The 25301-nt window shown below is 38.8% G+C and carries 19 protein-coding genes; 16 read left to right on the top strand and 3 right to left on the bottom strand.

Annotated features, from left to right (window positions below; translation table 11 throughout):
• Window positions 1-6 precede the first annotated feature (6 nt).
• The 15 genes from gnpA to G7061_RS02695 all read left to right on the top strand — a co-directional run bounded on the left by gnpA (window position 7) and on the right by G7061_RS02695 (window position 19838).
• Window positions 7-2187, top strand: coding sequence for a 1,3-beta-galactosyl-N-acetylhexosamine phosphorylase (gnpA, locus tag G7061_RS02625; protein WP_166118646.1), 2181 nt, complete (start codon window positions 7-9; stop codon window positions 2185-2187).
• Complete coding sequence (locus tag G7061_RS02630) at window positions 2165-2338, top strand: hypothetical protein (protein ID WP_166118653.1); 174 nt, start codon at window positions 2165-2167, stop codon at window positions 2336-2338. Before gnpA ends, G7061_RS02630 begins: the two co-directional genes overlap by 23 nt.
• A gap of 208 nt (window positions 2339-2546) precedes the next feature.
• Complete coding sequence (locus G7061_RS02635) at window positions 2547-4613, top strand: InlB B-repeat-containing protein (RefSeq protein ID WP_166118657.1); 2067 nt, start codon at window positions 2547-2549, stop codon at window positions 4611-4613.
• 306 nt (window positions 4614-4919) lie between these two features.
• Window positions 4920-6743 (top strand): aminotransferase class I/II-fold pyridoxal phosphate-dependent enzyme, encoded by a 1824-nt coding sequence (locus tag G7061_RS02640; protein ID WP_166118661.1) that lies wholly within the window; start codon window positions 4920-4922, stop codon window positions 6741-6743.
• The gene (locus G7061_RS02645) at window positions 6740-7783 is read left to right on the top strand and encodes a DUF1015 family protein (protein WP_166118666.1); all 1044 of its coding nucleotides are present in this window, start codon (window positions 6740-6742) and stop codon (window positions 7781-7783) included. Before G7061_RS02640 ends, G7061_RS02645 begins: the two co-directional genes overlap by 4 nt.
• A gap of 189 nt (window positions 7784-7972) precedes the next feature.
• The gene (locus G7061_RS02650; RefSeq protein WP_166118670.1) at window positions 7973-8986 is read left to right on the top strand and encodes a LacI family DNA-binding transcriptional regulator; all 1014 of its coding nucleotides are present in this window, start codon (window positions 7973-7975) and stop codon (window positions 8984-8986) included.
• Window positions 8987-9039: 53 nt separating this feature from the next.
• On the top strand, window positions 9040-10002 hold the full coding sequence (locus G7061_RS02655) for a sugar ABC transporter permease (protein ID WP_205700108.1): 963 nt from the start codon (window positions 9040-9042) through the stop codon (window positions 10000-10002).
• Window positions 10003-10010: 8 nt separating this feature from the next.
• Complete coding sequence (locus G7061_RS02660) at window positions 10011-10892, top strand: carbohydrate ABC transporter permease (protein WP_166118674.1); 882 nt, start codon at window positions 10011-10013, stop codon at window positions 10890-10892.
• A 33-nt stretch (window positions 10893-10925) separates the two neighbouring features.
• Window positions 10926-12545, top strand: a complete 1620-nt coding sequence (locus G7061_RS02665; RefSeq protein ID WP_166118679.1) for a sugar ABC transporter substrate-binding protein — start codon at window positions 10926-10928, stop codon at window positions 12543-12545.
• A 44-nt stretch (window positions 12546-12589) separates the two neighbouring features.
• The gene (locus G7061_RS02670) at window positions 12590-13213 is read left to right on the top strand and encodes a YesL family protein (RefSeq protein ID WP_159635820.1); all 624 of its coding nucleotides are present in this window, start codon (window positions 12590-12592) and stop codon (window positions 13211-13213) included.
• A complete protein-coding gene (locus G7061_RS02675; protein WP_205700109.1) occupies window positions 13197-14501 on the top strand; it encodes a glycoside hydrolase family 30 beta sandwich domain-containing protein in 1305 nt (434 codons plus the stop codon). The genes G7061_RS02670 and G7061_RS02675 overlap by 17 nt, the downstream gene beginning before the upstream one ends.
• Window positions 14502-14510: 9 nt before the next feature.
• Window positions 14511-15419 (top strand): ROK family protein, encoded by a 909-nt coding sequence (locus G7061_RS02680; protein ID WP_166082953.1) that lies wholly within the window; start codon window positions 14511-14513, stop codon window positions 15417-15419.
• Window positions 15412-17517, top strand: coding sequence for a glycoside hydrolase family 3 N-terminal domain-containing protein (locus G7061_RS02685; protein ID WP_166118682.1), 2106 nt, complete (start codon window positions 15412-15414; stop codon window positions 17515-17517). Before G7061_RS02680 ends, G7061_RS02685 begins: the two co-directional genes overlap by 8 nt.
• Window positions 17504-18949 (top strand): 6-phospho-beta-glucosidase, encoded by a 1446-nt coding sequence (locus G7061_RS02690; protein WP_166082950.1) that lies wholly within the window; start codon window positions 17504-17506, stop codon window positions 18947-18949. The genes G7061_RS02685 and G7061_RS02690 overlap by 14 nt, the downstream gene beginning before the upstream one ends.
• Complete coding sequence (locus G7061_RS02695) at window positions 18942-19838, top strand: acetylxylan esterase (protein WP_166118685.1); 897 nt, start codon at window positions 18942-18944, stop codon at window positions 19836-19838. The genes G7061_RS02690 and G7061_RS02695 overlap by 8 nt, the downstream gene beginning before the upstream one ends.
• A gap of 350 nt (window positions 19839-20188) precedes the next feature.
• On the opposite strand, the gene G7061_RS02700 is transcribed toward G7061_RS02695, so the two are convergent.
• From G7061_RS02700 to G7061_RS02710, 3 genes are read right to left on the bottom strand one after another with little or no spacing between them, the layout of a single operon-like run.
• Complete coding sequence (locus G7061_RS02700; RefSeq protein WP_166118688.1) at window positions 20189-21505, bottom strand: 6-phospho-beta-glucosidase; 1317 nt, start codon at window positions 21503-21505, stop codon at window positions 20189-20191.
• A complete protein-coding gene (locus G7061_RS02705) occupies window positions 21492-22394 on the bottom strand; it encodes an ROK family protein (protein WP_159639568.1) in 903 nt (300 codons plus the stop codon). The genes G7061_RS02700 and G7061_RS02705 overlap by 14 nt, the downstream gene beginning before the upstream one ends.
• Before the next feature lie 32 nt (window positions 22395-22426).
• The gene (locus G7061_RS02710) at window positions 22427-23734 is read right to left on the bottom strand and encodes a PTS sugar transporter subunit IIC (RefSeq protein ID WP_159635796.1); all 1308 of its coding nucleotides are present in this window, start codon (window positions 23732-23734) and stop codon (window positions 22427-22429) included.
• Window positions 23735-23889: 155 nt separating this feature from the next.
• On the opposite strand from G7061_RS02710, the gene G7061_RS02715 reads away from it, so the two are divergent.
• Entirely contained in the window at window positions 23890-25242 is a 1353-nt protein-coding gene (locus tag G7061_RS02715; RefSeq protein ID WP_166118692.1) for a PLP-dependent aminotransferase family protein, read from the top strand.
• Window positions 25243-25301 lie beyond the last annotated feature (59 nt).

A 25301-nucleotide genomic window follows, 5' to 3' on the forward strand; every position in this document is an offset into this window, starting at 1 on the left:
ATTATTATGAGCGAAACAAAAGGCCGACTTACATTACCTGGCGAACATGAATTTTATGATGAAACGAAAGAATTGATGCGACGATGGGGAGCTGATGCAATCCGTGATAGTGATGGGACGAAGTTAGAAGAGCGTGTTAAAGATCTGGATGCAAAAATCTATACAACATATTTTGTAGCACGAAACTATAACGAGTTTGCTCTTCAACACTTGGATGAAACCCAACAAATCTTTGTTATGAGTGAACGAACCATTGCAACGTCGACCCATATGACGATTGAAATTTTGAAAGGGTTCTTCACTGAACAAATTCAACCCAATACCCTAGAAGATCCGAAAGAATGGTGGCAAGTACATAACCGAACAACGGGTGAATTACTCCCTGTGGATGCATGGACTTATGATGCAACGACACAATCCGTCACAATCAATAATGTGCAACCCTTCCATGAATACACAGTCAACTTCTTAGCCTTTGTAATGTGGGATCCAACACAAATGTACAATCACTTAACGAATAATTGGGGTGATGTTCCGAAAGACATACCGTTTGATGCTCGAGGACCCAAATCATGGGAATTCATGAAAGCAACATTGCAGACATGGTTAGAAAACAATCCTAAGACAGACGTGGTCCGATTTACTACCTTCTTCTACCATTTCACGTTATTCTTTAACGATATGAAAAAAGATAAGTTTGTCGATTGGTTTGGCTATGGCGCTAGTGTGTCACCAGCAGCCTTGAAAGCATTTGAAGCGGAACATGGTTATCGTTTGCTTGCCGAAGACTTCATCCAAGCAGGAACGTACAACTCAACCTTTAACGAACCAACCCAACGTTACCTTGATTACATTGATTTCCAGCAGCGGTTTGTCGCAAGTCGAGCAAAAGAACTGGTCGATATGGTTCATGCCCATGGTAAAGAAGCGATGATGTTCCTGGGTGACAACTGGATTGGTACCGAACCGTATGGTGACTATTTTGCTTCAATTGGTTTGGATGCCGTTGTTGGTTCTGTCGGAGGCGGTGCGAGCCTTCGTGTTATTGCAGATATTCCACATGTTAAATACACTGAGGGTCGTTTCCTGCCTTACTTCTTCCCAGATACCTTCCGTGAAGGAAATGACCCTGTAATTGAAGCATCAGATAATTGGTTACGTGCACGTCGTGCAATCATGCGTAAACCTGTGAATCGTATTGGCTATGGTGGTTATCCAAGTCTTGCTTACCAATTTCCGAAATTTGTCGATTATGTCGAACGGATTGCCGATCAATTTAGAGATATTATTGAAAACATTGAAGACGTAAAACCACATGCCAATTTAACGGTTGGAATTTTAAACTCATGGGGTCGTTTACGAACCTGGCAAGCCTTTATGGTTGCGCATGAATTGTGGTACAAACAAACATACTCTTTCTACGGCATGATGGATGCTCTTAGTGGCATGAGTGTGGATGTGAAATTTATTAACTTCGACGATGTGAAGCAAGGTGCCTTAGCGGACATTGATGTTGTGATTAATGCCGGTCAAGCAGGAACTGCGATGAGTGGCGGAAGCAATTGGAATGATCCAGAAGTTGTAAGTATCATCCGCCAATGGGTTCATGAAGGTCATGGCTTCGTCGGTGTGGGTGAACCCAGTGCATACGATAAATCTGGAAAATTCTTCCAACTTGCAGATATCTTAGGGGTTGAGCGGGAACGTGGTCTAACACTTTCATCAAACAAATACTTCTATACTGCCATGGATAAGCACTTCATCACAGAAGACAAAACGCAACCATTCGAAAGTGGTGAACCTGTAACGAATATTTACGCAACCCATAAAGAGACTGAAGTCATCGATATCCAAGATCAGAATGTAACGATTGCGGCGAATCAATACGGTCGCGGTCGCGGTGTCTATTTATCAGGTCTTCCATACTCTTCGGAGAATGCACGCATTCTCTACCGTAGCTTATTCTATGCCGCAGGAAAAGAAACAGAACTACACCGTTGGTTCTCGACAAACTTTAATTGCGAAGTGAATGTGTACCCAGAGATTGGGAAAGTTGCAATCATCAATAATACCGCCGATGAGCAACGCACAACAGTTTATGACGGTAATGGGAATGCCCACAGTATGATTCTGAGAAGTGAAGAACTTCGTTGGGAGGTCCTTGATGAAAACAGTATTATCATATAGTCTTCAATTTGTGATGTTTATTGTTGGCGTATCCTGTGTCGTAATTGGTCAAAAGACGGTTGGGATTCAAAGTTTGGGCATCATGCTCATTGGTTTGGTACTTCTCTTAAGCGTTCTCTACCGCTACAATAAGCGTTATCAAATATCATAAAACTGTATTAATGCTATGAGGATTGAGTGCACAATACGTGTTGCACTTAGTCCTTTTTTCTTATGGTTTTTTACATCGGTTATACCGCAAATGATGGCGGTAATCTATCATCAAGAGGGATGGATTTACATCTAAGAATTTCGAGAGAATCTCACATTAATTTAAGGCATAAATTGGTAAAATAGGTCTAATAACCAAGGGGGTAATTATGAAGAAAATACTAAGCATTAGTTTAGTTGTTTTACTGTATATTATGGCATTGCCAATCGGTGCTGAAACGCGACCGGGGAGTGCTACATATTCAAAAGATATTTTAGATGTTGTCTATGCGACAGCACGTGATAATCAGGAAGAAGATTTACTTGTCGATGATCAAGCAGTTGATGAATACGTAAAAATGATTCACAGTGTGGGTCCAAGCTACCAATCAACAACAGATCAAAAGAATTACTATATATTCGATTATAAGGGAATTGAAAAATTCGAAAATTTAGCCGAATTAACTATTGTCGTGGATTTAGGAACAATGGGCGAAACAGGAACCCCAAAGACCATACAAAATCTAACAACACTTCCTCAAGAATTTTATGATTATGGAAGTGGAATTCGTATTTTTGCAGCCGAGTATTCAACTGAAACCGGAATGTACGAACAATTGGGTGATACCTATTGGGGTGACAGTGATCCAGCAACAGCGAAAACACTCAACCACAATACATTAAAAACGTATCAAACAATTTTCATTTCAGAATTAGTCTCAGTGTCCGAACAATACACAGGGTCACGCGTCATCGTATACTTGGATGAAGCAGATCCACTCATTGTCAATTTAAATTGGTTGGCTGGGCTGAATCGAAATATGGATTATGAAATCGAAGCAGAATCACCAGATCGTTTCATACGACGTCCAGTGCGCCTTGAAAGCCTGGATGATACTTTGTTTTATGCAATCACAATTGAAGATGAAAACATTCCTTATGTAATTCGCACAGAAGGCAATACCTTCCAAAAAGCGAATGCAAACCAAAAAACAGTGGGAATTGATTTGGATAATTTAGCGTATTTTATTGATAGTTCATTGGGAGATGATGAAGTAACGACGATTCCCTTCAAAGTCAAAGCAACGCTTGCGGATGGTCGTATGTTTGAAGCTGACCGCATTTATTATGATGATGTTGATAAAATAGACGATGACGAACGCTACACCTTCTTTTATGATTTTGATACCGATACCTCAATCGTTGGAAGTATTCAACGGATTGATTTGTATATAGCGAAAATAGATCTAGTCACAGAACGACTTGCTGAGAATTCAGCACTGTATGATGCATACGATATGGGAGAAATCGAAGATATTGGATCTTATATGGATACCGATTTCTACCGAATGGATCAAGGGCTTGTTTTGCATTCCTATGCTTATGATGGATTTGATATTAATAAAGATATGAATGTCATAAAACCAACATATCTTCCTGCCTTTGATGCTAAGTATGATGTCTATTTTGATAGTCATGGCGGTGACACGGTGGCACCAGTGCTTCAAGTGTACATCGGAACCCAAATTGCAAAGCCCGCTGATCCAACTAAGGCTAATGCAATTTTCAAAGGATGGTTTACTGATGAAACATTCACAACATCATGGGATTTTGACCAAGACTATGTCGATAAGACAATAACCTTGCACGCAAAATGGGAAGAACTAGCAGTGGATACTTATGATGTGAATTTTGAAAGTAATGGCGGAACGGCGGTAGCAGCACAACAAGATTTAGAAGCAGGTGCAAAAGTCGTGAAACCAAGTGATCCAACCCGTACTGGATTCACATTCGCAGGATGGTATACAAGCCCAACATTTGAAACAGTTTGGAACTTTGATACTGATACCGTCCAAAATACAATGACACTGTATGCGAAATGGAATCAAAATCCAGGTGTAAACACCTATGATGTAACGTTTGAAAGTAATGGTGGAACAGCAGTAGCACCGCAACAAAATTTAGAAGCAGGTGCAAAAGTCGTGAAACCAAGTAATCCAACCCGTACTGGATTCACATTCGCAGGATGGTACACAAGTCCAACATTTGAAACAGTTTGGAACTTTGATACTGATACCGTCCAAAATACAATGACTCTGTATGCAAAATGGAACCAAGAAGAAGCTGTTTTACCGGCGACAGGATATGCAGACAACTTGGCAATCTTTGTCGGGGGTGTTGTAGCAGTTCTAGGACTTACAATGCTTTCATTCCGTCATAAGAGAATAAAACAATAATCATAAACTGAAGCCGAAAGGTTTCAGTTTTTTATAGATTCTTGGAAATTTTTGGGATGCGAACGTCGATGAGCAACACAGCAACACCAGACGCGAGAATGTAGCCAATTCCATTGGAGCTCATATTTTGTGAAGAAAAGTATCAATAAAACAGATGTCATGAAAGTTACACATTCAGCCGGAAAATGTGCACGCTGACCACACGAAAATGGACGGTCAAGAAACAAGGGTTTCAATGTAATGTTCATTTGTGATAGAATTATAGTATATTTGAACAAAGATACAAATCTTTGCATGGAGGCAATTATGCAAGCATTAATACTCGCAGCTGGAATGGGGTCTCGTTTGGGGAACCTTACTGAAGTTCATCCAAAATGTATGGTAGAAGTCAATGGCACATCAATGATTGAACGTGTACTTCGTCAATTGGATGCTAAGAACTTAGAACGCATCATTATTGTGGACGGATACCAAAACGATGTACTAGAATCATTCATTAACAAATTTGAGATTAAAACACCAATTCAATTTATCACAAACGAAATCTATGATCAGACGAATAATATCTATTCTCTGTACTTAGCCCATGAGTTGTTGCTGGAGTCGGACACGATTCTTCTAGAATCCGACTTAATCTTTGATGAAGCACTTCTTGACGTCATTCTTGATGATCCGAATCCGAATAGTGCACTCGTATCGAAGTATGAAGCATGGATGGATGGAACCGTTGTAACACTTGATAGTACAAAAACAATTACGGATTTCATTGGTAAACAAGCATTCAATTATCAACATACCGATACTTACTACAAAACAATCAATATTTATAAGTTTAGTAAAGAATTTTCAAAAGATGTGTATGTTCCGTTTATGGAAGCTTACATGAAAGCTTCTGGCGTCAATGAATACTATGAAAATGTTCTTAAGTTTGTTGTAGAATTACCGACTGTTGCGTTCAAGGCTGTAGTTAACGATGGCATTACATGGTATGAAATTGATGATGTTCAAGATCTTGATATCGCTCAGGTTATGTTTGCACAAACTGCCCGTCAGAAACTTGATTTAATGCAGAAACGTTATGGTGGATACTGGCGTTACCCACAATTAATCGACTTCTGTTATCTGGTGAATCCATTCTATCCCAATGCGCGTCTGTTGGATGAAGTCAAAGCCAATTTTGATCGTCTGGTTCGTGATTATCCATCCGGTATGGGTGTTAATACATTGCTAGCGGCAAAACATTTTGGCTTGCGTCCAGAACACGTCGTCATCGGAAATGGCGCTGCTGAACTCATTAAATCCCTTATGGAAACACTAAAAGGTAATATTGGGGTTATTACACCTACTTTTGAAGAGTATCCCAATCGCTGTGGACATATGCATGTAATACCATTTGATAGCTCGATTGTAGATTACCAATACGATACAGAAACACTGATTGATTTCTATGAAGATAAGAATCTTGATTCGCTAATACTCATTAACCCTGATAATCCGTCAGGAAACTATATAACCCATGATAATGTAATCAAACTACTTGCATGGTGTCAGCAAAAAAATATCCGACTTATTCTCGATGAATCATTTATCGATTTTGCAGAAAGTGATGATGCGGGTACGCTCTTGAAATCAGATATATTGGATACTTACCCAAATCTGTACTTGGTTAAGAGTATTTCCAAATCATATGGCGTTCCAGGATTCAGACTTGGTATTCTTGCGACAGCAGACACATCGATGATCGCCCATATTAAAAAAGATGTGTCCATTTGGAACATCAACTCCTTTGGTGAGTACTATATGCAAATTGTGGATAAATATAAAAAAGACTTCAAACAGGCGATGGTTCAATTTAGAGCGGTTCGTCGCGACTATGTGGATCAGTTGAATACAATTCCAAACCTCAACGTCTATCCATCTCAAGCGAACTACATCATGATTGAAATTTTAGGTAATCATACAGCACAAAGTGTAACTGAAGAACTTCTTGATATGCACAATGTTTTTATTAAAGACTTATCAACAAAAGCTGGCTTCAAAAAAGAATTTATTCGAATCGCGGTGAAACGTCCTGAAGAAAACAAGATTCTTGTGGAAGGATTGCGTACAATCATGGAGCGTGCTTCATGAAACTCTCACCTTTAAAAAAGAGTCATCTGAACGTAAGTGGCCATGTTTATGGACCTGACTTCATCAATCTTGCGAAAATAACCGATGATTGCATTAATTTTGATGAAAAAACTCGTTTTCTAAATCAGGATGAGAAAGATATTCTAAATGAACAAGCAATTGTTGCTTATGAGAATGTTGTTTACATCGTTGAAAGAGATGGAAAATACTGTGTCATATGTAATGTAGATATGAGTGATTATGCAGATGGTAATTTGATTACTCACGAACTTGTGTTACCTGATATCATTCAGGGGATGCTCAGCAATCTTAAAGCATACAATGCAGAAACTGCGCCGGTGTTTTTGATGAGTCCAACGGACCTACAATTGAAAGATATTGTGGAAACATTCGACCATGAAACTGTTCAAATTGAAGCAATGGCCGTTCACATTTTCAAGGAACCCAATGCTAAACGAATCATGCAACGACTTAGCAGCATAGAGACACTGATTGTTGGGGATGGTCATCATCGCCTCTATACAAGTTCTTTATGGCGTCGTAAAGGTACAATTTTCAGTTGCTTGATGAGTATCGATGATATTGAGATTAATAGTATTGATCGTATGATTCCTTACGTTGATGATGCCTTATTCTCAAAAGCGATGACATTCATTCAGAATCAGTTTGAAGTATCTGACGCTAGTGGCCCATTAACCAAAGGAATGGTCCGTGTGAGCCGTGGTACTGAAAGCGTCAATGTTAAATTGATCGACCTAGAGTCCGATGATTTTTGGAACAATGATGTTTATAGACTTAACACACAGATTCTGTCACAAGCATTTGGAATCTATGATACAAGTCAATTAGAGTACTATATTAGTTCTAAGTCATGCAAAGATAAATGCAAACATAATATTCAAGCGGTCCAGTTAGAGCTTGCACCTATCTCCAAAGAGGAAGTCTTGTTTGTCTCGAGTAAGCGAGCAATCATGCCTCCCAAATCAACTGCATTTGATCCAAAGTTTCCATCTTTCTTGATTTTTAATAAATATCAGTAAGCATCCAATTTGGATGCTTTTTTTATGGGAGGACAAAAAAGAATAAAATACAATAAAGCGAGCTACAAGTGGTATTTCGAGGAATAAAAATGTATCCGTTTACATTATTTTCTCAATTATGCTTGTTTTCATAAAAAGATAGTGCTAAACTAACAGTGAAATAAAAACGTTTTTACTGAAAGGGGACCTATGAAAAAAACAACAATTAAAGACGTAGCACGGGAAGCGGGTGTTTCGATATCAACGGTTTCGAACGCACTCAACGACGTTGATGTTCTAAAACCAGAAACCAAACTGCGCATCCTTGAAGTCGCTGAACGTCTCAATTATGTTCCCAATTTTAATGGACGCTTACTGAAGGCGAAAAAAAGCAATATGATTACGTTTCTAACAACGAATGTTGTTGGACCATACTTCTATAATCTGGTTGAAGCAATGTCATTAGAATGTGAAAGTAACCATTATGGATTAAACGTAGTGATTACCAAAGATAAGAACACGATTCTTAGCTACATTCATGGTGATCGTACAGATGGAGTCATAATCTTTGAAGAGTTTTCAATTACAGAGCGTGAAATCAAAAAGATGGAAAAGGAAGGGGTTAAAGCTGTATTCCTCGACCGAGAAATTGAATCCGACACAATCGGATCTGTACTCTTCGATTCTTATAAAACTGGCTATGATGCGGCACATTACCTCTTAAGTCTTGGTCATAAGGACATTGCATTCATCGAAGGGCATCTTTCAATGTATGATGCACAACATCGAAAAAATGGATTCTTAGCAGCTCTAGAGGAACAAGCAATTCCGTTCAACGATTCGTATTTGCTGCCTGGATATTTTGCTGAACGGGAGTCATACGAAGCCGTTAAAAAGTTTATTGAAACGACACCGGAAACGATACCAACAGCCTTCCTCGCATCCAATGATCTCAGTGCCATTGGTTGTATAAAGGCGTTGCAAGATTCAGGATATCGTGTACCTGAAGATATTAGTGTTATGGGATTTGATGATATTGATATTGCACCCTATTTTGTACCACCATTAACAACGGTGAAAAATCAAGTGAAAGAACAGGGGCAACGTGCTGTGAAACAATTACTAAGTATGATAGATGAGGAAAAATTAGGACATAAAGAATTATTACCAGGAAATTTAGTAATTCGTCGATCATGCTATTTAAATAAAAATATAGGTCAATGACATATATTTTTTGTAAAAAAATAAAAACGTTTTTATTAGGAGGGTAAGGAATAATGTTACGTACGAATAAACTTGAAATGGACAACAAACCGCCAAAGAAATCATTCAAAGCACATTGTGCTGAATTGAAGAAGCAATGGCAGTTACAAAGTATGGTCTTGCCGGGTGTAATCTTTATGATAGTCTTTTGCTTCATTCCTATTTACGGACTCACCATCGCATTCAAAGATTATACCGTAGTAGATACGATGGCAACTGCCCCATGGGTAGGACTTCATAACTTTAAAATAATACTTACCGATCAATTCTTCTGGCATGCAGTACAGAACACATTGGGCATCAGCTTATTGAAACTAGGTATTGGCTTTATTGTTCCAATCATACTTGCAGTTATGATTTTCGAATTAAAAGATACTAAATTCAAGAAAATCGTTCAAACGATTTCCTATATGCCACACTTTCTATCGTGGATCATTCTTGGTGGAATGCTTATCAACTGGCTATCAACCACAGGATTGATAACACAGATGTTCTTAGGTCTTGGCTTAATTGATAAACCAACGAACTTTTTACTGGATGCTGATAAATACTGGTTCATTGCAGTATTCTCAGATATCTGGAAAGAGGCAGGTTGGGGAACAATTCTTTACTTAGCGACCATGTCTCGCATTGATCCGACTTACTATGAAGCGGCGCGTATTGATGGTGCTTCAAAATTAAAACAGATACGTATGATTACACTTCCCATGATACGTCATATTATCAGTCTTAATTTAATACTGAGTGTTAGTGGAATCTTGGGTTCAAATCTTGATCAAACACTTGTTCTGATGAATACACAAAACCAAGTCAAAGCAGAAGTCATCAACTCATATGTATATCGTATGGGGATGACACAAGGAAACTTCTCTTATGCCACTGCAGTTGGACTCGGAATCTCGATTATTTCAGTTATCTTACTCTTGCTTGCAAACAAAGCAACGAGAAGCTTAAACGATAACAGTTCAGTGTTATAGGAGGATCTATGAAAAAGAAACGATTTCAACATAGTGATACAAAGGTGTTCAACGGTATAAATAGTATCTTGCTCCTTATCTTCACGCTTTTGATAGTTATTCCATTATGGAACGTGATTGTATCATCTTTCAGTAAAGCTGGAGGGAATACAGGTATTGGTATGATTTTCTGGCCTCAAGAATTTACGTTAGAAAACTACCGAATGGTGTTTAACGATTCAACGATATGGCGTGCCTTTGGTGTCTCGGTCTTAAAGACTGTTGTCGGAGTGACGACACACGTCTTCTTCTGTGCTATGGTCGCCTATGCGATGAGTAAGAAAAATTTAAAAGGACGAAAAATCTACTCAACAATGGGAATTATCACGATGTTCTTTGGTGGTGGTATGATCCCAATGTATCTCTTAATTAAATCTCTAGGGTTACTGAATTCCTTTTGGGTTTATATCATTCCGGCTATGTTTAGCTATTATGATGTAATTATCTTAATGAACTTCTTCAGAGATGTACCGCAGTCTTTAGAGGAGTCTGCGAACATAGATGGTGCCACCCAGTGGCAAATCTTCTTAAAAATATACCTACCGCTTTCAAAACCAGCATTAGCGACGATAGCATTGTTTAACGGTGTTGGACAATGGAATGATTTCATGACGGCAAAGCTCTATATCACAGACAAAGCATTGTATCCGTTACAAATGAAATTATATGAAATCATTGTTCAGTCGCAAATGAGTAACTTACAAAATACAGGAAGTTTCGCCATTGAAACAACAACACGTGGTGTACAATTAGCAACAATTGTAATTACGACACTTCCAATTCTTGTGATTTACCCATTATTACAGAAACATTTTATTTCTGGAATGATGGTTGGGGCTGTTAAGGAATAGGGAAAACGATTGACTGTCAAATAGGAGGAAATTATGAAGACAAGAAAATCTTTATTAGTTGTGCTTATGTTAGCAATGTCAATGGTATTGGCTGCGTGTGGAAGTAAAGGTGGTTCAACTACAGGATATACACTCCCTGAACTTGGAGACCGTTACGCATTGGATGAGAATACACCAGCTTGGAAATTAGATACAAATAAAGAAACCACAACATTAACGTGGTATGTAAATGCAGACTGGTGGAATACCGATTTTGGTAATGATGTAGTGACGAAAAAAATTAAAGAAGACTTAAACATCGATATTAAATTTATCACAGGTGATGATACAAAACTGAATACATTCTTTGCAGGTGAGGATCTTCCAGATATTATTACTGTCTTTGATAAGAACTCACCGGTGGCGAAAAAAGCAAATACATGGGCAATTCCATTAGATGAGTTAGCAACAGCATACGATCCTCATTTTAAGAAAGTTGCTTCCGAAGATAGTTTTAACTGGTATGCGCTAGAAGATGGAAAAACTTACGGTTATCCTAACTATTCAAATACTGCAGCAGACTACGAAAGTGGCATGATTCCTGCAACGACAGCATTTGTAGTACGTGATGATGTTCAAAAAGCACTTCCAGATTTGGATTTCACAACTCAAGCTGGATTTGTAAAAAGCATGAATGCAATTAAGGAAAAGTTCCCAGAATTAGTACCTTTTGGATTTGACCCTATGAGTCAATCTGTAGGACCGATGACGAATGTCTTGCAAGATATGTTGGGAATTCCATTGGTCGATGAGAACAATGAATTCTATCAACGTGATCTTGATCCAGAATATCAATCATGGATTGCTACAATGAACGAAGTTTACCGTAACGGTGGAATTACTGATGATAGTTTCTCTGATGATGGTACAACGTTTGAAGAAAAAATTAAACAAGGAAATTATGCAACATTATTAATTAACGGTACGCCACAACGTTCAGGCCAACTTGAAGAATTTACAGCCAACTCAGAAGGCAAACGTTACATTGCTGTGGATGCTATGGATCACTCAAAAGGAAATGCGAAGACGTTAAATCAAAGTGGGATTTCTGGATGGATGAGCACTTATGTTACAACAAAGAATGCAGATCCAATTAAAACAATCCAATTGTTTACATACCTACTAAGTGAAGAGGGTCAAATTCTTACGAACTTTGGAATTGAAGGCGAAACATTTACTAAAAATGCAGAGGGCCAATATGTTCTCACTCCAGAACTTGCAGAAATGCGTCAAAAAGAGTCTGACAAATTTAAGAAAGAATACCGATTGGGTGAGTTCATTATCTTCGGTCATGACAAATATAAAGCAATGAGTCCTGATGGTTTCCCATCATCAATTCGTCAAATGCAAGAATGGGGTGAAGGTAAACTTTATCCACACTTTGTCCTTGAAAACATTCAACCAGAAGCTGGATCAGCGGAAGCACGTAATTTAACAGCAATTCAAACACAGTGGAATACAACACTAGTAAGTATGATTCGTTCAAAAGACGAGGCAGAATTAAATGGTCACATGGATGCCTATAAAGCATTCTTAGAATCAAATAATTTCGCTGGAATTCAAGAAATTTATACAAAAAATATCAAAGCAAACATTGAGCGCTTAGAAAAATAAATGATTGAGGATATCTCACGATATCCTCAATATAGGAGTATCTTATGAAAATATTTAGCATTGAAGGAAAACTTTACAAAACGTTAGACTACCTGAGTAAACTGATTACATTGAGCATACTCTTTATTATCAGTGCGTTACCAATTGTGACACTTGGCGCTGCGTTAACTGCGCTACATTATACCGTGACAAAAATGATGGAACATAAAGACGAAGGTATTCTAAAAACATATACTTATAGCTTTTTAGCAGACTTTAAAGTAGCGACCCAAGTGTGGTTTGTCTTTATGGTTCTATTTGGAATCGTCTTTTTACTCATGAAAGTTGTCTTTGAGTTTATTGCTGCACCCTATGCAGCGTATCCATTAATGGTAATCCTTGCAATGTTATGTATTGGTGCATTCCATGCATTCCCATTCTTATCACGATTTGATAATAATGCTAAGGAAGTTATCATGAATGCATTCTACATAGGTTTTAATAATATTGCGATAAGCATAATCCTGTTTGCAATTAATGTTGCCGTAATTATGGCGTCGGTACTATCATTTACATTTTTAATTCTCGGAATTCTGTTTGGATTTCCGATGATCGCGACGTTAAATATGAAATCACTGCTAAAAATTTATAGAAACTATGAGGATCATGACGATGTGGAAAATATTTGAATCAAAAGACATGACATCAATGTTGCGAGCACAATCGCTAAAGACATATATGGTTGCGAAAGATAAAGCAACGGTATCTATCACAACCGATAGCACGCATAAGAAACAAACAATTTCAGGGTTTGGTGCATCGTTTACAGATAGTGCATCATATCTCTTAAAAGGAGTTTTATCCGATAGTGATTACCATGAAGTAATGCATAAATTATTTGACACTGAAGCGGGAATAGGACTTACTGCGTTACGAAATACGATGGGTGCAAGTGATTATGCACGCGATTTCTATACGTATCAGGATCAACCAGGCCAACCGTTTAATCTAGGTGTTGATTATGAGTACGTCATTCCAACACTAAAAGACGCATTAGCCCTAAACCCTAAGTTATGGATCATGGCTTCGCCTTGGTCTGTTCCAGGATGGATGAAAGACAGTAATCATGTGAATGGTGGAAAACTTCTTACAAAATACTATGATCATTACGCTAAGTATTTTGTGGATTATATCGAACACATGCATGCCGAAGGCATACCGATTCAGGCGGTGACACTACAAAATGAACCGGGATATATGCCATTGCACTACCCAAGCATGCTTATGGATGCACAACAACAGGTGACGGTGATTGTTGATCACTTGAAGCCTCACTTCAAGGCGCGTGATCTTCAAACGAAAATCATCGCATATGATCATAACTGGGATCATCCTGAGTTTCCGCTATATGTTCTCGAGCATGCGAAAGAAAGTGTGGATGGAACGGCATGGCATTGGTATGGTGGTCGACCTGATGCACAGACTATGGTCCATGAGGCGTATCCAATGAAAGAAACTTATTTTAGTGAAGGATCAGGAGGTTCGTGGATTCCTGAGTTTGAACCAGCATTTTCAAACCTAATGCGAACATCCATCGAAATTATGCGGAACTACAGTAAGACACTCATTTTATGGAATATGGCTCTGAATGAAGAAAATGGTCCATTCGTACCTGGATTTGGAACAAGTACATGTCGCGGTTTAGTGAAAGTGGATGAATCTACCAGATGCTATCAATTAACACTAGATTACTATGGAATCGGACACTTTAGTAAATTCGTGCCGCAGGGATCTGTTCAAATAGCTTCAAATCAGACTGAGACATTACGTGTTGTGGCATTTGAACGACCAGATAATCGTCGCGTGTTGGTTTGTTTCAATGATAGTTGGGAAGATCAAAATGTTGCCTTTGAAAACGAGGGTATCGCAATAACAATGAAAGCAAAATGTGCATATACAATTATTGAAAGTTTATAGAGGATTGATATGAAATATTATATTGGTTTTGATATCGGTGGAACAGATATTAAGTTTGGTCTTGTTGACGAAACTGGAAATGTTATTGCTAAAGATCGAACACAAACACCGTTATCGGATATAGAGATTTATGACGTCATGAATCGTGTGATTCGTGACTATGAGAAAGACTATCGTGTTGAGGCAGTTGGTGTTAGTGTTCCGGGAATTGTGGCGGATGATGGATTTATGATAACAGCCGGTGCGATTGGTGACTTTTATGGTATAAATCTAAAAGATACACTTGAAGACATAACTGGCAAGTCTGTTTTTATTGAAAATGATGCGAACAGTGCTGCACTTGCCGAGAAGTGGAATGGTAATGCCAAAGATTACAAGAATAGTTTAACTGTTGTAGTTGGTACCGGAATCGGTGGGGGTATTATTGTTAACGATGAGTTATATAGAGGTGGAAACTTTAGTGCAGGTGAATTTGGATTTATGATAGTTAAACCGATTGAGGCGCATGATACGCGTGAAGCAACATACAGTATGGTATCGTCTGTGCAGTTTGGACTCATTGAATCCTACAATGATGCTGAAGCAATGGAATCATACAATGGCAAAGAGATTTATGAGTTAGCCCAACGCGGTGATCAAAAAGCACAAGACGTGATTGCCTCATTTTATGATAAATTAGCAATCGGTATTTTTAATATATCTGTGACTTTGGATCCAGAGATTATTTTAATTGGAGGTGCAATTAGCACTAACGATGCATTCATGGATGGGCTTCGTCAAAGTGTCAATGCACTAAAAGACAATCACGTGAACATGGGACTTGTAAAATTTCCAGAAATTAAAAAATGCCGATTCCTTAATGATGCAGGAATAATTGGTGCTGCATATAAAGCCAAAGGGGGAATGCACAATGTCTAAAGTTGATATTCAAGCACTTCTTCAATCACTCACGCTTGAGGAAAAAGTTGGACAATTAGCGCAAATTACACCCAATTTTTTCTTGGAAGATAAGGGCGAAATCACGGGACCGCTCCATGATATTGGTTATTCCATCGAAGATTTGAATCATATTGGTTCGGTCCTCGGAACGCATACAAAAGAAGAAGTAATCGCAATCCAGAAGGCATATCTCGAGCAAAGTCGTCATCAAATTCCATTGCTTTTCATGGCAGATGTCATTCACGGATATAAAACGATTTATCCGATTCCATTGGCATTAAGTGCGAGTTGGAATACTGATTTAGTTGAGCGTGTATCTCAGTATGCCGCATACGAAGCGGCTACACAGGGGATTCATGTTACGTTTTCTCCAATGGTTGATACCGTTAAAGATGCCCGATGGGGTCGTGTGATGGAATCAACGGGTGAAGATGTATATCTTAATCGTATGATGTCAGCAGCAATGGTTAAAGGATATCAAGGGAATTCGAAATTGGATGAGAACTATGATGCAATTGCTGCATGTCTCAAGCACTTTGCGGGATACGGCTATACTGAAGCTGGGCGCGAGTACAATAAAGTAGATATTTCACATAACGAACTCCATCAATTTGTTTTTCCACCATTTAAAGCTGGAATTGATGCGGGCGCTAAAGTGGTTATGACATCTTTTAATCTTATCGATGGTATTCCAGCAACCGGAAATCAATGGCTCCTTAAGAGTATTTTAAGAGATCAAATGGCATTTAAAGGTGTGGTTATTTCGGATTGGGGTAGTGTCGGCGAAATGATTCCTTACGGTGTCGCAGCTGATGGAGAAGCGGCTGCTCACAAGGCAATTAATGCAAGTGTTGATATCGATATGATGACGAATTCATATTTAAAAAATTTAGCACGAATTGCTAGCAATGATAACGATGTTGCGATGAAAATTGATGAGGCAGTGTTACGTGTCCTAACTTTGAAACAAGAACTGGGGCTCTTTGAAGATCCTTATCGGGGACTGCTCTCTCGCTATGACTATCAATTTAAACAAGAAGAAGCTCGTAAATTATCACGAGAAGCAGGTCAATCTTCCATCGTCCTGCTTGAAAATGACGGTTCTTTACCGCTTAAAACACAGCAAAAGATTGCACTCGTTGGTGACAAAGTTAAGACTCAAGATGTTCTTGGTGCCTGGTCATGGGTCGGACGGACGGATGAAAGCATTAGCCTTTATGACGCGTTAGTTGCCCAGGACATAGAAATTGTGAGTCCTGTAGATGCTGATGTGATAATTGCAGTTGTTGGCGAAACATCCGAACAGAGCGGTGAAGCAGCGAGCCGAACTTCAATTAGCCTTTCCGAAGAAACGGAAGCATTACTTGATAGCCTTCGCACTTTTAAGAAACCAGTCGTTACAGTGGTTTATAGTGGTCGTCCACTTGATCTTCGTCGTGCGAAAGAAAATAGTAATAGCCTTGTTCAGGCATGGTTTCTTGGAAGTGAAGCCGGCAATGCTCTTGTTGATGTCCTATATGGTGTTTATAATCCTAGTGGTAAATTGACCATGAGCTTCCCATATAATATTGGACAAATTCCAATTTACTACAACCAGACAGTAACGGGACGCCCACTTCGCCCTTGGAATGAGGATAACAAATATGTATCGAAATACCTTGATGCACCCAATACGCCCTTATACCCATTTGGCTATGGCTTAAGTTACAGTGAGTTTAAACTAGATGATATTAAAGTACCTGCAGAATTTACTCGGGAAGGACTGACACTGACATTTACACTTAAAAATGTTAGCGAGCGTGTTGGTACCGAAACTATTCAAATTTACATTAGGGATGAAGTTGCAGAAATTGCCCAACCCGTAAAACTTTTAAAAGGGTATGTCCAACTGACTCTAAAACCAGATGAAACAAAAACCTTGCACTATACTATCCCGTGCGATGAATTTGCATATATAAATAGTCGTGAACAACGAGTTGTTGAATCAGGTTCTTTTGAAATCTTTGTCGGTACGGACAGTACTGCACCATGTGCAGGTAAAACAATATATAAAGGAGTCAATTATGAAATTAAGTAATGACAAATTTCTATGGGGTGGCGCAGTAGCTGCACATCAAATTGAAGGCGCTTGGAATGTTGACGGAAAAGGTGTATCAATAGCAGATGTGATGACTGCAGGAGCAAACGGCGTTAATCGCGAAATTACCGATGGCGTTATTGAAGGCTTGAATTATCCCAACCATACCGCAATTGATTTTTACCATAACTATAAAGAAGACATCAAACTTCTTAGCGAAATGGGATTTAAAGCGTTTCGAACCAGTATCAACTGGACACGTATCTACCCTAATGGCATTGAATCCGAGCCGAATGAAGCAGGATTACAATTCTATGATGATTTATTCGATACATTGCGTGAGTATAATATCGAACCAGTTGTGACGTTATCCCACTTCGAAATGCCATATCATCTTGCTAAAACCTTGGGCGGATTTCGTAGTAAGTTAGTAATAGATTATTTTGTTACGTATGCTGAAACAGTAATGACGCGCTATAAAGATAAAGTAAAATACTGGTTAACATTTAATGAAATTAATAATCAAGCAGACGGTGCACATGATTTACATGTATTCACAAATTCAGGGATTGTTTTTGAACCGGGTGAAAACAAAGAAAAAACAGTATATCAAGCAGGTTTAAATGCTTTGATTGCAAGTGCTAAGGCTATTGAAAAAGGGCGAAGCATTAATCCGGATTTTGAGTTTGGATGCATGATGGCATATGTACCTGTCTATCCTTATTCCTGTCACCCGGATGATCAAATGGCAGCACTTAAGGCAATGAACCGCCGTTTCTTCTACAATGATATTCATGTCTATGGCGAAATTCCGACGTATACATTGAAAGAGTGGGAACACAAATCCTATGATATTGACTATACTGAGGAAGAACTTGTTGCATTGAAAAAGGGTACAGTTGATTTTATTAGTTTTAGTTACTATATGTCCCATACCGCTACAAATCGTGATGATGTTGAAGGATGGAAAGATCCTGATGCGCAAGGGTTTAAATTTACCCATAATCCCTATATTAAATCCAGTGATTGGGGATGGCCTATTGATGCAACTGGTTTGCGCTATGTCTTGAATATGCTCTGGCAACGATACCATAAACCTTTGTTTATTGTTGAGAACGGTTTTGGCGCATATGATACGGTCAATGCAGATGGAAGCATTAATGATGACTATCGGATGGAGTACTTAGGAGCCCATATCAAGGCAATGATGGAAGCAATTGAAAATGACGGTGTTCCCGTAATGGGCTATACGGCCTGGGGTTGCATCGATATCGTAAGTTTCGGTACTGGTGAGATGGAAAAACGTTATGGGTTTATTCATGTGGACAAAGATAATGCAGGCCAAGGTACAATGAAACGAAGTAAGAAACAATCATTCTTCTGGTACAAAGATGTGATTGCCACAAATGGAGCATCTTTGTACCATGAATGACGTATCCCAGTTTTGGACTGAAAAGCTCAAACACTTGCGTAATGTTGATGCTAATGTAAACATTGTGGAATCGCCGGAAGTATTGCCTCATACTATAGTCTATGACGTTTGCTTCAACAGTATCCAAGATGGCCAAATTCGAGGTTACTTCCTACAACCAGTTGATGCTATTTCTGTACCATGTGTTATTGAACAGCAAGGATACATGGTTACTATCTCGTCTTTGTATCAATATATGCACTGGATATTAGAAGGCTATGCAGTATTTGTCTATGATAATCGAATGCAAGGCGGTCGTTCAACTGACGGAAAATATACGTCGTATCCCTCTGGGAATCAACCCATAGCATTTGGCTTGATGGATGCCCATGATTACTATCAAGGTCGACTATACTGTGATGCGGTTCGTGCAATAGATATTGTTGCGTCACTACCTCAGATAGACAAAACTAAAATCATTTTAAATGGTGCAAGTCAGGGAGGGGCGCTAGTCCTAGCATCCGCAGCACTCACCAGTCAGAAACTTTTTCATATTTTTGCGGATGTCCCAAGTTCATCATCAATTCCTTTACGAATTCAAGACGGATCAGGAAGTTATCACTCCATTACAGAATTTATCAAAAAATATCCTTCAACAGAATCACAGGTACTTTCCGTACAAAAAAACTTCGATTTGATAAATCTTGTAGAATCTATATCAGCACCCGTGAGTGTGTCGGTTGGCGGTAAAGATGATGTATGTCCTGCACGGTTATTCCAACCTGTTTATGACAAAATAAGTAGTAATAAGGAACTGTACATTTATCCCTATAATGGTCATGAGGGTGGTCATCATGAGTATCTTGCATTAAAACTAAAAACTCTGAGAGCGCGACTAAATGAACAGTAAAATTTTGGAATACGAATAGAATTACAAAATGATATCATTTGGTGACATATTTTGGGGTAGTGATGACGTCAAGCCCGCAAAGCGGTTATTACTGGCTATACTATGAAAGAATCATTGTTAAGGTACTTGGGACTTTAACGCGGTTCAAGAATTCACAGATAGCAATATGTTGGTGGGCATAATGATATCTGATGGCACAATAAAACATAATGATAATGCTAAACGTTTATCACATGCGGGAATAGTAGTTCACGATACGTGGAAAACTAATGTGATGACAACCTTATAATAATTGGCTATCTTATGTAATAAAAAACTCTGTTTGTCGTAATGACGAAACAGAGTTTTTTTTATTTGAAGAATTGCGGTAGGTAAGCTTTATGAGCTTCTAACATCTCAAGAACAACTTCACGTGCCTTGTATGAACTTGGGCACAAGGGATTGCTGCTAAGTGCCGTGATGGCAAGGTCTGTATTTCCGGTGATGGCTGCTTCAATAGTCATTAGTTCAAAAGCCTTGATGTTTTGAACTGTTCCATTTATCGCAGGGCGTAGGGTTCCCACAGGAATTGGAACAGGTCCGTCTTTTGTGATGGTTGCAGCTACTTCGATAACAGTGTCTGAAGGAAGATTCGAGATGGCACCGTTATTTAACGTATTAACGTACTGAATGTCTTTACGATCATTGTAAATTGAATCAATTAAACTACATGCTGCATCAGAATAGTGCGCACCACCGCGTAATTCTAATTGTTTTGGTTTCACTGCAAGATTCACATCTTTGTATTGTTCGAATAATTCTGTTTCTAGTTTTTGAACAACTTCACCACGAACTGTTCCGTTCTTAAACTCTTCGATGTTCTTTGCTAATTGCTCTTGCGTGAAATAGTAGTAGTTGTGGTAAGGACATGGAATTGCGTTCAGTCCTTTGATAAATTCAGGCGTATACGCTAAGGTACTGAAGTTTTTCATTTCAAGGGTTTCAGAACCTTTTTGGATATAGTTTTCGATGACTGCATCGAAGACGCTAGTGTTGTTATGGAGGATGTCAGTGATAAAGACATGATGGTTCAAACCACTCAATTGTAGCGTCAAAGCATCATAGTCGACGTCAAGAATCTTCGCAAAGTGGAACTTCATATCGACAGGCACATTACACAAACCGATAGTACGTTTAAAATCGGTATAACGAGTGATTGCTTCGGTAACCATTCCCGCTGGGTTCGTAAAGTTAATCAACCATGCATCTGGACAAAGCTCTTGAATATCTTTTACGATGTCCAAGATGACAGGAATCGTTCGAAAGGCTTTGAACATGCCTCCTGCACCATTGGTTTCTTGTCCAATCATGCCATGTGAGATTGGAATTCGCTCATCCAAGATACGGGCATCAATTTGACCGACTCGCATTTGGGTGGTTACAAAGTCCGCATCTCGCAATGCCTCGCGACGATCAAGGCTTAAAATCACTTTAATAGGTAGACCTGCTTTTTCAACCATGCGTTGCGCAAGTTTTCCAACAATTTCAAGTTTTTCTTTACCTTCTTCAATATCAACAAGCCATAATTCTGTGATTGGAAGTGAATCATAACGTAAGATGAAACCTTCAACGAGTTCAGGAGTATAACTGCTACCCCCTCCGATTGTAACGACTTTAAGCTTTTTCATGTTTTGTCACCTTCATCATAATATTGTAAGCAGCACCGACTTTTCCAGCATCATTGAATTGCTTGCAAACATCGATGTGCCAATGTTTGGAGTATTTGTTCATATGGGCCACTTGATCGCGAATATCATTAACGATTCGTGGGACTGCGCTTACACCGCCACCAATCAGTATTGTATCGGGATCAAGGGCAAAGCCGATGTTAAGAACACCGGTTGCCAGAGCCCGGATCCAGCGCTTATAGATAGCTTCAACATCTGGATCGCGTGCATCAAGCATTGCGAAGACTTTCTTACCGTCTAACGATTCGTAAGGAACATTTTTGGCATTTGCGACCATTTTAATCATGGGGATCGAAGCACTCGTTGCACTCATGATTTCGATATCTGCATAATCTTCGAATTCACGATGAATCATATATCCAAACTCTCCAGCAAAGAAATTACTGCCAGTGTAGAGTTCATGGTTTAAGATGATTCCACCACCGATACCACTGCCGATGGTAATGCAGACAAGGTTCCGTGCATCAACACCATTACCAATCCATTTTTCTGCTAAGGCCACACAGTTTGCATCATTTTCGATTACAATCTCAAATCCTGTGCGTGCCTTAAGAATGTCACTCAAGTTTGATCCCCCAATTACAGGGACCGCGCCACCCTCAATAATCGATTGGGTATCCGTATTGACACCACCGGGAATACTCAGTCCGACACCGTCAAGATCTGGGTACCCTTTAATAATATCAACAACTTGATTAACAAAATCGTCTAGAGACGTTTTGGGTGTAATACACTGACCTTGTTCGTCAACATATGCAATACCCTTCTCATTGTAGACGCCATATTTAATAGAGCTGCCGCCAACATCTATTCCTAAAAATCGTTTCATAAAAATCTCCTATTTCTACGTTTGTGGAAACGTTAATCCATTTTATTTGCTAAGTTTACAAATGGAATATAAATAACTACTGATAAAGCTAATGTACAGATGGATAGGAAGGTGGCACTGAGACTTCCTCCTGTAGCTAAGAATGTATTCAGAATTGGTGGTACGACCCACGGTGGGGCAATATAGACGCGTCCCGCAAATGGAATCACTGCGGTAAAGAACCAACCTATCGTAACCATAATCGGTGGAATAATAATAAATGGTATTGCAAGTACAGGATTCAAGACAATCGGTAATCCATAAATAACAGGTTCGTTAATTTGGAAGACACCTGGCATTAATGACAATTTCGCCAACTCTCGGTAGTCTGCACGTTTTGAAACGATGAAGATTGCAATAATTAACGCTAACGTTGCTCCAGATCCTCCTGCCATTCCATAGAGATCAATAATATTTCGTGTGATTGCATTGGGTGCTTGCACACCGTGTACTAAGACTGCTTCAGCATTCTGTGATAGTGATGCAGAGTACATCGTATCAAGAACCGGTCCAACTATTAAGGAACCATGTAATCCAAAGAACCATAAAACCTGTGAAATAAGTGTAATTAAAATCAAGGTAAACGGTGATTGTCCAAGACTTGTAAGTGGAATTTGAATGGAAGTGTTAATAATATCTTTTAACGTTGTTCCAAGAACTGTTAACGTAAGATATGAGAAGATTCCAAACATAAACATGACAACACCAGCTGGGATAACGGCACTAAATGCACGTGATACTGCGGGTGGAACTTGTTCTGGCATTTTAATAACCCAACCCTTACGATTCATAAACATAAAGACTTCAGTTGATACAATCGCAACAATAATACCTGTGAAAATCGCTTCTGAGTTGAACGATGTCCATGATACTGTTCCCCATGCAGCATCAGGTCCTGCTTGTTGTGGTAGTAGCATAAAGTATGAAACAACTGCGAGAACACCTGCAGTGAGTGAGTCTTGTTTGTCAAATTCCGCAAGTTTATACGAAATCGTAAATACTGTAAATACAATTCCTAATGCGAGCGATCCCCACCAAATTTGGTTTGAAATCGGTAATAATACACTGTCGAAAAACGGCTGTATATTTTCTGCATAGAAAGACCATTTATTCAATGATGCACCGAATAGTGATGTTGGTGTGAGGAGGATTTCCTTAACCATAATGTTAAGCGCTCCAAACATGCTAATAGGCATAATAGCAATAAAACCATCACGAAGTGCAACTAAATAACGAAGGTTACTTAATTTCACTGCTATTGGAAGAAATTTATCTTCCAACCATTTCATGATTAATCCCATCTAATTTTCTCCTTATCGATGTAGCACTGACTAACTCGGCCGTTGTTAGCCCTTACACCACATACTATAGCCGAGTGAAATTACCACATCAAGAATAGGAATATGCAACTGTACTGGTACAAAAATGTGATATGATAGGGCAAATGGAGATAACTATGAAACGATATGAACAAATAGTATTTGATATAAAACAGGAAATTGGGGATGGTTATTTATTGTATGGAGATAAATTGCCCTCGCTTCATGAAATGATGAAACGGTATGCCTGTAGCAAGGGAACAGTTCTCAAAGCTTATGATACCCTTCGGAATGAACACATCATTTATGCAAAAGCACAAAGTGGTTATTATGTCGCAAATGATCTGCAACAGTACCAGCATGATGAAAACATTGCGTACGATCTAAGTTCGGGGAATCCAGTAGTTGATGCATTTTCAATCACCGAAGCAAAACATGTTTTAAATGTTGCGTTAGAATCGTATCGGAAGAGTTCGCTTGAACAAGAGATTCGAGGCGTCCTCTCACTAACCCGTTTGTTGGCAGATTATCTCAATGATTTTCATATTTATACCAAACCCCGCAATATTTTTCTCACGCAAGGTGTAATTCAAATGTTGACGTTGTTTACGCAATTGACCTTTCCCAATCACAAAACTAAAATTTTGGTTGAATCACCAACCTTTTCATTTGCGAATAAGCTTTTACATAGTCATGGTGCAACCGTCTTGACAATCGCCCGCGACGAAAATGGTCTGGATATGGACTACTTGGAACTACTTTTCAAAACTGAGCCTATAAAATTTTTTTATGTCGTACCCCGCAATCATAACCCATTGGGGACGATACTCCCTGCAAGCCAACGCCGCCGTATTATGGAATTAGCCCACCGTTATGATGTTTATATTATTGAAGATGACTATTTTAATGACTCCTTTCATATCCCCAAATACGAACCTCTTTATTATTATGCTAATTTTGATAAATGTGTTTATCTCAAAAGTTACTCAAAACTCTTTCCTTTTATAAGAATTGGTTATGCGGTTGTTTGCGATGCTTTGCTTGAGACATTTAAAGAAGCTATCGAGCACTCTTATTTTACATCCTACCAAATGCCATCTTTAGTCTCACAAGCAACACTTGAAGCCGCTATTCGAAGTGATATTCTCCAAAATAACGCTGGGACTTTATCCGATCGCTTGCATGAAAAAATAAAGACCTTAAATATGATTACCCGAAAATGGGATTCGACGATAGCATGGCACCTCCCAGCCCAATCGGGATATTATTCCACTATTTTTGTTAACGAATTGATTGATGTTGATGTGGTAATTGCGAAACTAAAACAACAAACTATTAGTGTCTCTTCAATTGAAAAATCGTATTACCATCCCCATGAAAATAAAAAAGGCATTCGCATAACGATCACACGTATAACGAATGCCCAACTCGATTATGCACTCAATGCAATCTATAAGACTTTATGCGAAAGCATGCCCACCCCCAAATAGAAAGAAACGAAGCCATACCTATAAAAAAATTCAATCAGTGATTTCCACTGCCTAACGGC

Source organism: Erysipelothrix sp. HDW6B (assembly GCF_011301115.1).
GTDB lineage: Bacteria > Bacillota_I > Bacilli_A > Erysipelotrichales > Erysipelotrichaceae > Erysipelothrix > Erysipelothrix anatis.